General features: G+C 56.5%; 13 protein-coding genes. 8 read left to right on the forward strand and 5 right to left on the reverse strand.

The features are described 5' to 3' along the window. Positions 1–2: 2 nt before the first annotated feature. Entirely contained in the window at positions 3–1,016 is a 1,014-nt protein-coding gene (locus tag AC2FLB_RS18950) for a GDP-mannose 4,6-dehydratase (protein WP_281995105.1), read from the reverse strand. A gap of 159 nt (positions 1,017–1,175) precedes the next feature. On the opposite strand from AC2FLB_RS18950, the gene AC2FLB_RS18955 reads away from it, so the two are divergent. Further along, positions 1,176–1,946, forward strand: a complete 771-nt coding sequence (locus AC2FLB_RS18955) for a metallophosphoesterase family protein (protein ID WP_496709847.1) — start codon at positions 1,176–1,178, stop codon at positions 1,944–1,946. A gap of 3 nt (positions 1,947–1,949) precedes the next feature. On the opposite strand, the gene AC2FLB_RS18960 is transcribed toward AC2FLB_RS18955, so the two are convergent. Then, on the reverse strand, positions 1,950–2,474 hold the full coding sequence (locus AC2FLB_RS18960; protein WP_496709848.1) for a CBS domain-containing protein: 525 nt from the start codon (positions 2,472–2,474) through the stop codon (positions 1,950–1,952). A 363-nt stretch (positions 2,475–2,837) separates the two neighbouring features. Between AC2FLB_RS18960 and AC2FLB_RS18965 the strand changes: the two genes are divergently transcribed. The 6 genes from AC2FLB_RS18965 to AC2FLB_RS18990 all read left to right on the forward strand — a co-directional run bounded on the left by AC2FLB_RS18965 (position 2,838) and on the right by AC2FLB_RS18990 (position 9,950). Further along, positions 2,838–3,863, forward strand: a complete 1,026-nt coding sequence (locus tag AC2FLB_RS18965) for an FAD:protein FMN transferase (RefSeq protein WP_496677047.1) — start codon at positions 2,838–2,840, stop codon at positions 3,861–3,863. A gap of 14 nt (positions 3,864–3,877) precedes the next feature. Beyond that, entirely contained in the window at positions 3,878–4,114 is a 237-nt protein-coding gene (nqrM, locus tag AC2FLB_RS18970; protein WP_271948901.1) for a (Na+)-NQR maturation NqrM, read from the forward strand. A gap of 66 nt (positions 4,115–4,180) precedes the next feature. After that, positions 4,181–5,854, forward strand: coding sequence for a sulfatase-like hydrolase/transferase (locus AC2FLB_RS18975; protein WP_496709849.1), 1,674 nt, complete (start codon positions 4,181–4,183; stop codon positions 5,852–5,854). Between the two features lie 104 nt (positions 5,855–5,958). Then, positions 5,959–7,476, forward strand: coding sequence for a 2,3-bisphosphoglycerate-independent phosphoglycerate mutase (gpmI, locus tag AC2FLB_RS18980; RefSeq protein ID WP_496709850.1), 1,518 nt, complete (start codon positions 5,959–5,961; stop codon positions 7,474–7,476). Continuing rightward, a complete protein-coding gene (locus AC2FLB_RS18985; RefSeq protein WP_281995101.1) occupies positions 7,473–8,603 on the forward strand; it encodes a murein hydrolase activator EnvC family protein in 1,131 nt (376 codons plus the stop codon). The genes gpmI and AC2FLB_RS18985 overlap by 4 nt, the downstream gene beginning before the upstream one ends. A 6-nt stretch (positions 8,604–8,609) precedes the next feature. Then, positions 8,610–9,950 carry a S41 family peptidase gene (locus tag AC2FLB_RS18990; RefSeq protein WP_496709851.1) on the forward strand — a complete coding sequence of 447 codons (1,341 nt, stop codon included), beginning with the start codon at positions 8,610–8,612 and terminating at the stop codon, positions 9,948–9,950. 125 nt (positions 9,951–10,075) lie between these two features. Here the strand turns inward: AC2FLB_RS18990 and AC2FLB_RS18995 are convergent, their stop codons facing one another. Continuing rightward, positions 10,076–10,432 (reverse strand): VOC family protein, encoded by a 357-nt coding sequence (locus AC2FLB_RS18995; RefSeq protein WP_271948890.1) that lies wholly within the window; start codon positions 10,430–10,432, stop codon positions 10,076–10,078. A gap of 97 nt (positions 10,433–10,529) precedes the next feature. Here AC2FLB_RS18995 and AC2FLB_RS19000 point away from each other — a divergent pair, with 97 nt between their 5' ends. Continuing rightward, a complete protein-coding gene (locus tag AC2FLB_RS19000) occupies positions 10,530–11,264 on the forward strand; it encodes a helix-turn-helix transcriptional regulator (protein WP_496709852.1) in 735 nt (244 codons plus the stop codon). Positions 11,265–11,338: 74 nt separating this feature from the next. On the opposite strand, the gene AC2FLB_RS19005 is transcribed toward AC2FLB_RS19000, so the two are convergent. After that, positions 11,339–11,686 carry a hypothetical protein gene (locus tag AC2FLB_RS19005; RefSeq protein WP_496709853.1) on the reverse strand — a complete coding sequence of 116 codons (348 nt, stop codon included), beginning with the start codon at positions 11,684–11,686 and terminating at the stop codon, positions 11,339–11,341. Between the two features lie 10 nt (positions 11,687–11,696). After that, on the reverse strand, positions 11,697–12,458 hold the full coding sequence (locus AC2FLB_RS19010; protein ID WP_496709854.1) for a DUF6478 family protein: 762 nt from the start codon (positions 12,456–12,458) through the stop codon (positions 11,697–11,699). Positions 12,459–12,685: the final 227 nt, after the last annotated feature.

Genomic DNA, 12,685 nt, shown 5'->3' on the forward strand with positions numbered 1-12,685 from the left:
CGTCACTTACCATGATAGTCGCGGAACCATTCGACAAACTGGGCGATTCCATCTTTGAAATTTGTCTGCGGACGATAGCCGGTCAGCTTTTGCAGCAGATCACTATTCGCCCAAGTGGCAGGAACATCACCCATCTGCATAGGCATGTAATTGCGGATGGCTTTCTTGCCGATAGCTTCCTCAATGGCTTCGATAAAATCCATCAGCCGCACTTTGTCGCCATTGCCGATATTCACCACGCGCCAGGGCGCCGCCGGCGACAGGCTGTCACCTTCTTCAATCTCATCTGCGCTGTCCGGCCGCACCGGAGGGACGTCGATCAGCAGTCGGATACCGCGGACAAGGTCTTCGACATTGGTGAAATCCCGATACATGTCGCCGTGGTTATAGATATCGATCGGGCGGTCATCCAGGATGGCGTCCACAAATTTGTAGAGCGCAAGATCGGGTCGCCCCCAGGTTCCATACACGGTGAAGAACCGAAACATGGTCGTGGGCAGGTTCCACAAATGGGCATAGGAATGGCCCATCGCCTCGTTTGCCTTTTTGGTTGCGGCGTAAATCGTCAGCGGTGTGTCGGCCTTTTCGACCTCAGTAAAGGGCATGACCTCGTTGGCGCCATAAACCGAGGATGTCGAAGCCATCAGAAGGTGGTCTACCTTATGCTCGCGCGCGATTTCCATGACGTTGAACGTGCCGACCACGTTGGAATTGATATAGCTGCGCGGGTCCTCAAGGCTATAGCGGACACCAGCCTGCGCCGCGAGATGCACGATCACCTCGGGCTGGAACTCCTCAGCGACCTTTGCAAGCTGCTCGTAGTTTTCCAAAAGATCCTCGGTTGCGGAAAACCCAGGGGATTGCAAGAGCATCTGATGGCGGCGCTGCTTGAGCGAGACGTCGTAATAATCCGTCATCCCATCGTAGCCGTGAACCTGAAACCCCTCGGCCAGTAGTAGTTTTGCCAGGTGAAAACCGATGAACCCTGCTGTGCCTGTGACTAATACGCGCTTCATTTAACCCTCGACCCAAACCAAAACCGTTTGAAACATCAGGGATACTTTCAGCCCCTCAAGGTCAAGGGGATTTTCCCACAAACCGCGCCATTGGGGCAATCCGGAACCCTAATTCACTTGCGGATTGTTGTTGCCCGCCAGTCAGGGTAGGAAATTGCGATGGTGTGGGATTGGATCAAAACCAGGTGGAAAAAACCTCAGACGGCACAGAATTCAGTTTCTGACATCGCGCCTGACCAGAGGTTTTATGCCGTTGGGGATATCCACGGGCGATTGGATCTGTTGCAGACTTTGCTGGCAAGGCTGGATCCAGATTGCCCCACAATCTTTGTCGGGGACTACATTGATCGTGGCAATTACAGCGCCCAGGTGCTGCACCAGTTACGGCACCTTAGCCGGGTCCGAGGCAATGATTTCATTTGCCTGCTGGGTAATCACGAGGAGATGCTGTTGCGGTTCACCGATGACCCAAAACGGGTCGGCAGGCTTTGGCTGCAAAACGGTGGCCTACAAACGCTCGCCTCATTTGGAATTACCGGTGTGGATGAAGACACGGTTGGTGCGGATGCTGTCTCGGTGGCTGACAGATTGCGACGCGCAATGGGCGATGATTTGCTGTCTTGGCTGCACGACCGTCCCCTGACCTGGACCAGCGGAAACGTTACCGTGGTGCACGCAGGTCTGGACCCGGGCAAGGCTTTGGACGACCAAACACGCCAGGTTTGCCTGTGGGGCCACCCAAATTTTTCACGGCAGATGCGCGAAGATGGTCAGTGGGTTGTCCATGGTCATACGATCACGTCAGAGCCCCGCGCTGAGAATGGTGTTGTTTCGATCGACACCGGCGCCTTCTTCAGTGGCAGGCTGACCGCCACTAATGTTCGCGCCGGCGAGGTCCGGTTCATCGCAACCGACGAGCAGCCGGAATAGCTGTCAACCGACGATCATCTGCTTCATGCGAAGGGCTTCATACTCCAGCTCTTTGAGGCGGAAATGCACGACATCACCGATCGTGATCACGCCACGAAGATGGCCATCGCTGAGGACGGGCATGTGGCGAAAGCGCCCCTCCGTCATGGTTTTCAGCACATCGTTCAACAGATCCTCGGGCGCGCAGGTCTGTACGCTGCGGGTCATCAGATCTTCGACAGATTGGGGCAGGGTCTGGCCCGGAGTATCGGCCATACGGCGCACAATATCACGCTCGGACAGGATACCCTGAAGCGTACCATTCTGATCTGTCACCACCACAGCGCCAATCCGCTTTTCCTTGAGGATATTCACCACCGAATGAATTGTATCTTTCGGGCGCACGGAAAAAACCGCGTCCCCTTTGCCAATAAGCAGCTTTTCGACTGTTGTCTGTGTATGAGAAAGGTTCGATTCAACCGACTGGCTATGCGAGGCAGCCGCGGCCTTGTCGCCGCGTGTCGGTGGCTGGTAAGAGCTTGGGGCCATGGGCAATCTCCTCTTGCTTTGCTTTTCACCTTACCGCAGCCATATGACCTGTATAGGGTACAAATGCCCAAACCGGGGAAAACTGCCAAAAACCAAGGAAATCCGGCCCGTTGTCCAACTTTTATCTGACCCCCCCTGTTGCCGCGCTGATATTTTTTGCGGTTGTCGTTTGTGGCCATAATTTTCGCATGACCTGGAAACAGCAGGCTCCAGGATGGCAGAAGAAAGCATGGCTGTTCGGGGTTCCCGCCGGAATCGGTTTGTTGGCGCTAGGCTTCCTGCCGCTGAAAGCCTGATGCAGGTTTGACTCTGATTGGGGCCGCTGTCATACGCCGGGCACGCTTTTCCTCAGGAGGGACCCACATGCGTTTCTTGCCAGTCCTGGCTGTCGCCACACTTATTTCCGGCTGCTTGTTCGACAAAGAGCCCGAGGTGGTACGCCTGTCAGGCGAAACGATGGGGACGACCTTCAACATCACGGCCATCGGTGTCGATGTTGATGAAGAAGCGCTGGCGGGTGCGGTCGAACAGACACTGGCCGAAGTTAATGCAAAGATGTCGAACTGGGACCCGAATTCCGAGGTTTCGACCTTCTCGGACTCGGGCAGCACTGAACCTGTTGCCGTTTCGAATGAATTTGCGCTGGTGCTTGATGCCGCGAATGATGTGCACGAGAAATCCGGGGGTACATTCGACGTGACTCTCGGCCCGCTGATTGAGCTTTGGGGCTTTGGTCCGCGCAAACCGGAAGATCCGGTGCCCGCAGATGCTGACATCCAGGCGGCTTTGGGCAAGGTCGGACAGGCCAGATTGCTGCAACTGGATCGCGATGCCGGAACTTTGGCGAAGGCCGATGCCGGAGTCGGCATTAACCTGTCCGCCATTGCCAAGGGGTATGGCATCGACGCCGTGGCCGAAACGCTGCGCACGGCTGGGATTGAAGACTATATGGTCGAGATAGGCGGCGATCTGGTCACAAGAGGCGAAAACGACAAGGGTGAGACTTGGCGGATCGGGATCGAAAAACCCCAGGCCGATGCGCAGAATCTGCAGTTGATCGTACAACTTGATGATCTGGGTATGGCGACATCCGGCGATTACAAGAATTTCTTTGAACAAGATGGTGTGCGGTATTCGCATATCATTGACCCAACTACTGGCCGCCCGATCACGCATCGGACCACTTCGGTCACGGTACTGGCCGAAAATGCTATGATGGCAGATGCTTGGGCGACAGCGATGTTGGCCTTGGGTCAGGAAAAGGGTTTGAAACTTGCCGAGACGCATAAACTTGCCGTGTATTTCATCTCGCGGGATGTGACAGGCGGTGAGGATGCCTATATCACGGTACACAGCACAGCGTTCAAAGAGGCGTTGGGCACCAACTGACGGGTTGAGCTGAGATGAGCACTTTTATTCTGGCCTTCATTCTGCTGCTGATCATCATGGTTGGCATGTCGCTGGGTGTAATGTTGATGGGTAAGACCATCAAGGGCAGCTGCGGTGGCCTGAATGCGATCTCGGGTGCGGATAAATGTGTGGTCTGCCAAAAGGACGTGGACCCTAACAGCCCCTTGCGCGACAAGCTTCAGTGCAAACGCGCCCAAAAGATGCTTGAGCAGATGGAACGGCAGGCCTAATAACTTAGCGCTTCGTTTGGCGGTTGGAATTGGCTAAGCAGGTCCCTGAATAACGGGGGCGCAGATTTGGCCAAAGCAAGAAACATCCTGTTCATCATGTTCGACCAGCTGCGCTGGGACTATCTGAGCTGTTACGGACATCCGCATCTGCACACCCCCAACATAGACCGCCTGGCAGCGCGTGGTGTGCGGTTCGACAGGGCCTATATCCAGTCTCCTATTTGCGGTTCCTCCCGTATGTCGACCTATACCGGGCGCTATGTGCATTCGCATGGGGCTTCTTGGAATGGAATCCCGCTGAAAGTGGGTGAGATGACCATGGGTGATCATCTGCGCAAGGCTGGGATGGACTGTTGGCTGGTGGGCAAGACCCATATGCGTGCGGATGCCGAGGGATTGGCGCGATTGGGGCTGGAACCGGACAGTCTGATTGGTGCACGCGTGGCCGAATGCGGGTTCGACGTGTTCGAGCGTGATGACGGAATGCTGCCCGAAGGGCCGGATGGGTATTATGACCCGGACGGGGCCAAAGAATACAACAAATACCTATCGGCCAAAGGATATGACAGCGACAACCCCTGGCATGACTTCGCCAATTCAGGTCTCGACGCTGAGGGCAATGTTCTGTCGGGCTGGTTTCTCAAGAACTCTTCCCAGCCGGCGAATATTGCCGAGGAAGACAGCGAAACGCCCTATCTGACCGGGCGCGGGATCGAATTCATGGAAACCCATGACGGCCCCTGGTGCTGCCACCTGAGCTTTATCAAACCGCATTGGCCCTATGTCGTGCCGGAACCCTATGCCTCAATGTACGGACCGGAACATATCCTGCCCGTGGTCCGGTCTGAGGCGGAACGCCGGAATGCCCATCCGGTGCTCCGGGCATTCATGGACACCAAGGTTGGCGAGGCGTTCTCGCGGCAGGATGTGCGCGACGCCGTGATCCCCGCTTATATGGGTCTGATCAAGCAGGCCGACGACCAGATGGGCCGGCTGTTCGCATGGCTGGAAAAGACGGGTCGGATGGAGGACACGATGATCGTGTTAACCTCGGACCACGGGGATTTTCTGGGCGATCACTGGATGGGTGAGAAGACCTTTTTCCAGGACGCATCGGTCAAGGTGCCGTTGATCATCTATGACCCATCCCCCGAGGCTGAGGCGACCCGTGGCACTGTGAGCGACGCGCTGGTCGAGTCCATCGACCTCGCCCCAACATTCTTGGACATAGCCGGAGGCGAAGCGTCGGGTCACATTCTGGAAGGTCACTCCTTGTTGCCGATCTTGCGTGGCCATCAGGTCGAGACACCTCGGGATGTGGTAGTCAGTGAGTATGACTATTCCGCCTCGCCCATGGCGGAAAAGCTGAATGCCTCGGTTCGGGATGCAGTGATGTTCATGGTGGCCAACAAGAATTGGAAGCTGATCCATTGCGAAGGCGGGCATCGGCCACTGCTGTTCGATCTTGAAAACGACCCGAATGAACTAACCGACCTTGGCAACAGTGCTGAACACGCGGATATCATCGCCAAGATGTATGACCATCTGTTCACTTGGGCGCGTCGCCCGTCGCAGCGCACAACACGTTCCGAACAGCAACTGATCGATATGCGCACCAATAGTCGGGGCAGAGGGGTGGTTATTGGAATCTATGACGAAAACGACGCGCCGCTGGAGCTGACGGTAAAATACCGGGGCCGCAAGGCGCGCCCCTATCTGGACCATACCGGCAAGGAATAGCCTTTGTAACATGAATTCTGACCTGATCAGGGCAAAAGGCGGTTCACCCTGCGCGGGGCAGGCGATACAAGACCAACCAAGAGCAGCAAACCCGGAGAGCCGAAATGACCGCCCCGAAACCCGTCGTCCTGTGTATTCTTGATGGCTGGGGCCTGTCCGAGGACACCGAGGCCAATGCGCCTTACCTTGCCGACACGCCAACATTTGATGCGATCATGGCCAAGGGCCCACACGCCAAGCTGATCACCCATGGTCCGGACGTTGGTCTGCCAAGTGGTCAGATGGGCAATTCCGAAGTCGGTCACACAAATATTGGGGCTGGCCGCGTTGTTGCGATGGATTTGGGCCAGATTGATCTGGCGATTGAGGACGGTTCTTTCTTTGCCAACTCCGCGCTGCAGAACTTTATCGGTAGGGTAAAGGCTGCAGGTGGCACAGCACATCTGTTGGGGGTGGTCTCGGACGGGGGAGTGCATGGCCACCTGAACCATATCATTGCTGCGGCAAAGGCGATAACGGATGCTGGTGTGCCCCTTGCCTTGCACGCGGTTACGGATGGCCGGGATGTGGCCCCGAAATCAGCGCCGACCTATATCACAGAGCTTGAGGAACGCTTGCCCGACGGCGCCCGTGTTGCCTCGGTCTGCGGGCGCTATTTTGCCATGGACCGCGACAACCGATGGGAACGTGTCAGCGAAGCCTATGGTGCAATGATCAAAGGGCAGGGGCGCAGCGCTGTTTCGGCGCGCAATGCCGTGGATCAGGCCTATCAGCAGTCGGAAACGGACGAATTTATCGTCCCGACAGTTCTCACCGGGTATGACGGCATATCAGACGGAGACGGTTTCTTCTGCCTCAACTTCCGCGCCGACCGGGCTCGTGAAATCCTGCGGGCGATTGGCGAACCCGGCTTTGACGATTTCGACACCGGCCCGCGCCCGCAGCTTTCAGCCCTGCTGGGCATGGTCGAATACTCCGACGGGCACAGCGCCTATATGACCACGGTGTTCCCCAAGCGCGAAATCGTGAATACCCTGGGTGAATGGGTGGCGAAACATGGGCTCAGCCAATTCCGTCTGGCCGAGACCGAGAAATACCCGCATGTGACCTTCTTCCTCAATGGCGGCAAGGAAACGCCCGAGGCGCACGAAGACCGCTTTATGCCGAAATCGCCCAAAGTGGCGACCTATGACCTACAGCCCGAGATGTCGTCAGCTGAAGTCACCGCTAAATTCGTCGAAGCCATCGGGGCGGGCTATGATTTGATCATTACCAACTATGCCAACCCGGATATGGTTGGGCATACCGGCGATCTGCAGGCGGCAATCCGCGCCTGCGAGGCTGTGGATCAAGGGCTGGCGCAAGTGGTTGCCGCGTTGGAAAACGCAGGCGGCGCAATGATCATTACCGCCGATCACGGAAATTGCGAGATGATGGTCGACCCCGAAACCGGCGGGCCGCATACGGCCCATACGCTGAACCCCGTGCCCGTCGCCTTGGTAGGGGGACCCGCTGGGGCATCCCTGCACGATGGGCGCCTGTCTGATCTGGCACCCACATTGCTGGACCTGATGGGGCTGGATCAGCCCCCTGAAATGACTGGAAAGAGCCTGCTTTCATGACGCTTCGTGCGCTGCTTCTGGCGATCTTCTTTGCATCCAGGGCGGTTGCCCAGACCGACCCCGCGACCGCCGCATTGAATGCAGCGCAGATGCTTGAGCAGGCATCAGTATCGTTGACCGAGGCCGAAAGCGCCCGCGACCGGGTCCGTGCCCTGACCGAAACCATACAGGCGTATGAGGCGGGTCTGTCGGCCATGCGCGATGGCCTACGACGGGCGGCAACACGCGAAGCCCAGCTAACAGCCGAATTGCGCAGTCGGGAAAAGGATGTGGCACAGCTGTTGGGCGTATTGCAAACGATCGAAACCACGGCGCCTCCGGTTCTGATGCTACACCCGTCAGGGCCGTTGGGCTCGGCCCGGGCCGGTATGATGCTGTCCGAGGTTACGCCGGGCCTGAACGCAAAAGCGCAGTCTCTTGCGCGTGATCTTCAGGAAGTGCGCACGCTTCGATTGCTGCAGCAAAGCGCCTCGGAAACCTTGGTCGAGGGCTTGACAGGCGTTCAGAATGCCCGCACCCAGCTCAGCACCGCCATCGCAGACCGAACGGATTTGCCGCGGCGCTTTGTCGAGGACCCGATCCGCACTGCTATCCTGATCTCATCGACTGAAACGCTTGACGGTTTTGCCAGCGGGCTTTCCCAGATCTCCGAAGGGCAAATCGCCGAAACGGATGCGGATATATCAAGTATCAAGGGTCAGATTGCGCTACCGACGCAGGGCATCATCTTGCACCGGGCAAATGAAACTGATGCGGCCGGTGTCAAACGCCCTGGTATCGTATTGGGCACCCGACCGCGCGCAATAGTCACCTCGCCAACGGCGGCCACGATACGGTATCGCGGGCCGCTACTGGAGTTGGGGAATCTGGTGATCCTCGAGCCGCAACCGGGGCTTCTATTTGTCTTTTCCGGGCTACAAGAGGTCTACGGAGAAGCCGGTCAGGTGATTCCCCGGGGGACGCCAGTCGGATTGATGCCTGCAGAATCGAAGGAAATCGGCGCAATTTTGTCAACAAGCGGTGATGGCACTGGAACTGACCGATCAGAAACGCTCTATATAGAGGTAAGACAGGATAACAGCCCCGTGGACCCGGAATCGTGGTTTCGGACCGACAAGGATGGATAAACGAGTATGAAGAAATTTGTGATGGCCGGTTTGGCTGGAACTATAGCAGGCCTGATTGTAACGACGCAGATCGCCGGTCCGTTGCTTGCCCAAGAAGCCGAAAACAAGGCCAGTGTCTATGAACAGCTGGATCTGTTTGGCGATATTTTCGAACGCATCCGCGCGCAATATGTCGAAGAGGTTGAGCCCGAAGACCTGATTGAGGCGGCCATTGACGGTATGCTGACCTCGCTGGATCCGCATTCCAGCTATCTGTCGCCGGATGATGCCGAACAAATGCGGGTCCAGACCCGTGGCGAGTTTGGCGGTCTGGGTATCGAAGTCACGCAGGAAGAGGGCTTTGTCAAAGTTGTCTCGCCGATCGACGATACGCCTGCGGATGAGGCCGGGATCGAAGCCGGAGATTTCATCACCCATGTCGATGGCGAAAGCATACTGGGCCTGACCCTGGACAAGGCGGTCGATCTGATGCGCGGGCCGGTGGGCTCGGAAATCGTGATCACCGTTGTCCGCGAGGGTGAACAGGAACCTTTTGACGTGCCTATCATCCGCGACACAATCAAACTGACGGCAGTACGCGCGCGCACCGAAGGGACCAGTGTGGTTCTGCGTGTGACCACCTTTAACGACCAAACCTATCCCAACTTGCAGGAAGGTCTGGCCGAGCAAATCGAAGAGGCCGGAGGGATCGACAAGGTGAATGGTGTCGTTCTGGACCTGCGCAACAATCCCGGTGGTCTGCTGACACAGGCAATCAAGGTTTCGGACGCATTCCTAAACGAGGGTGAGATCGTATCAACCCGTGGCCGCGATCCAAGCGATGGTGAGCGTTTCAACGCAACTGTGGGTGATCTGGCAAAAGGAAAGCCGATTGTGGTGCTGATCAATGGCGGGTCCGCCTCAGCATCCGAGATTGTAGCCGGCGCGCTGCAGGATCATCGCCGCGCAATCGTTGTTGGAACCAAAAGTTTCGGCAAAGGCTCGGTCCAGACTGTCATGCCACTGCGGAGCGATGGCGCGATGCGTTTGACCACGTCGCGCTACTACACGCCGTCGGGCCGGTCTATTCAGGCGCTTGGTGTCAGCCCCGACATCATCGTTGAACAGCCCCGCCCAGCCCCGGAGACCGAGGAAGAAGAGGCCAATGGGAACACCCGTTCCGAGGCTGATCTGCGTGGCAGTCTGAACAATGACAGCCTGAGCGAGGATGAAATCCGCCAGATCGAAGAAGATAGGGCCAAGGCCGAAGCCACCGCCGAATTGCGGGAAGAGGATTACCAGCTGGCCTATGCCATCGACATCCTCAAGGGGCTGTCAGCCTTCAACCCGGACGGGCCATCGCAATAAAGAAACCGGGCCGCCTGACAGGCGGCCCTTTTCCTGATGGGGCCGCTGCCGATCGAGGTAGGGTGGCTGATTAGAGCCCGATGCCACCTATGTTGTCTCCCAACCAACGTCCGCTCTGTGAAAAGCTAGTCAGAAAAACACATCTTGTTTCCATCCAGGTCTCGAACGTATGCAGAGAACTTTGGCCCGCGTTGGTTGGGGGCCCCCTCACAATCACCCCCGAGATCTGTAGCTAAAGCGTGCAGCCTTCTGACTTCTGCGTGGCCACCAACGCAAAATCCAACCATCGTTCCATTACCGTTGGTGGCCGGCAACGTGTCGAAGGGTTTGGCCACGGCGAAGGCAAAATCCTTTCCAAGCCAGTAAGTCATTCTTTCTGAAGGCGACATGCTTTGGAGACCCGATTGCGAAAACAGTGTGTCGTAGAAGGTTCTTGCAGCTGCCATGTCATTCGTTCCGACAACAAAGTAATTCATTTTCATCGATTTAGCTCCTGCAAGTGAGTGGCCTGCGTCAGGCATTGGTTTCAGTGATCCAAGCTATATCGACTAATGTGCCATTTTATGTCTTATTTGATTCATGGCACGGGCTAATACACACAACAGACTGAGGCGATTGGAATTGCTTGCGGTTCAACTCAAGCAAGATGCCCATTGTACGGTTAGAGACTTGGCGCAACAGCATGGTGTCAGTATGCGCACGATAGCCCGCGACCTTGTGCTTATGCGGGACCAAGGCATGCAGATAGACGCTGATCGCGGTCGTGGAGGAGGTGTGCGCCTCGACCGCAACTGGGGCGTTGGTCGCATGAACCTGACATACGCTGAGGCGGTCGATCTGCTAATCAGCATTGCTGTCGCAGAGCAGATGAAATCACCAATGTTGCTTGCGAACTTGGCTTCGGTAAGGCGGCAGCTTGTGGCCTCGTTTTCACCCGAGAAACGCAACAAGGTGAACCAGCTCAAGTCCCGTATTATCATAGGCGTCACGGCTTCGACTTATGTTCAAGCCAGCGCGAGCGCCCCACCAAAAAGGATTGTGCAAGCGGTTCATCAGGCTTTCGTCGATCAGAAGGTCTTGGAGCTGCGATATCAAAGAGAAGACGGTGTCATTTCCAGCCGGCAAATTGAGCCTCAGTATCTCTTGTTGAAGTATCCCATTTGGTACGTCGTTGCGATCGACCGTCTGAGAAACGAACCAAGGACATTTCGGTGCGACCGGATGCTTGGGGCCTCAATGGGCGAAACGCGCTTCAAGCTCCTGCCGAAAGAAAAATTTCAACCCTCATTGGTAATTGATGATTCTTCGATGTGATCGGGTCATGGCCAACCGTATGTGGACAATGACGCCTGAATAATAGGCACGCACTTCGTCCGCCCTTCTACCGCCTACTGAGACCGGCGAAAGACTCGTTTTAGCATATCAAGCTCTGCTCGCATCAGGTCCAGTTCGGCGCGCAGGTCATCGGCGGCGGCGTTTCCTGCAATGATCGAGAACCCGCCCAGTTTAAGCCCTGAAACGGAATCTGAGATTACAAAACTGTGGACCCCGTCAGACAGGGCCACATCAGGCACCTGTACACGAAGCTCCCACCCGGTGTCTGCTGGCGACAGGTAAACCTCATCCAGCGCGTCACCACGGTAGGACACGCTGATCTCGGGCTGCGTATCGGCCTGCAGGTGGCCCATCCAGGTGCCATTTTCCAGGCCCAGTGATGTGAGTATCAGATCGGTCATGGCAAGGTTCTCATAAATCGGCGCGATGGTGGCGACAGACGGTCAGGTCCTGCAACACTATCCGGTTCATCCGAGGATTATCCAGAATGATATCCAGCCAGACTTTGTCCATGCGGCGTTCATTCAGTTGTAAATGTGCAAGATCAAAATCCACGCTGTTTGAAGGACCAGTGGGATCAAGTTTGCGCAGAACCTGTTCGGCGTTTGGGCCGTGTCGAATATTGAGCCGCGCGAACAATTCCTGTGGGCGTTCGGCCTCAATATGGCAATCGACTCGGATCAGATGCTGCCGCGTCAGCTCTTGCACAGCCTCTTGTGGAAGCTCGATAGAGAGAGAGAGAAATGATCCCTCGAACCCAAAAACCTCGACCGCCAAGCTGAACGGTGACAGATCATGCTTGCGCGTGTTCCTGATCTGGCGCGTGCTGATTTCCTGGCGCGGACAGTCGTGAAACAGCGTTGCCTCATCGTTGATACGTGCTTTACGCGGGGCCGAGGCGACACCGGGGCGGGGCTGAGGATAGCGCCATAGCTCGGGCCTCCAGCTCCAGTCGGTGCCCAACGGTTTCGGAAAATGGGCTGATCCCGCCACAGGCCGTGTAAGGCGGCTGTTGGCCTGGAGAATCAGCGCATCGAGCTCGGATCGCAAGCGACGTGCATCATCACGCTGCAGCCGCAATTCAGAAAGCACAGCTTCAGGCGCTGCCCGGGCGTCCCGCTGCCAGCGCGTAAGTGCTTTGCGGTGAATATAGCGATCCAGTAGCTTGCCCATGATCCCAATCTATTGCTCCACACATCTTTTGTCGGATATCCACCCGAGGATAAAGCCGATTTGCATCATAGCGTCGGTAAATTACCGAAAATGTGAACACGCTTTTGGCTAGGCAGCAAAGTTGTGACCTGTTACGGAGGGCGCCGTTCTTGCAATCGACCCGGTCAGTGCGTACCGTCTGACACCTGATTGCAGTGGACCATCCGTTACAACCCTATAGCAATATT

This window comes from Ruegeria sp. CDSA236, assembly GCF_059611285.1.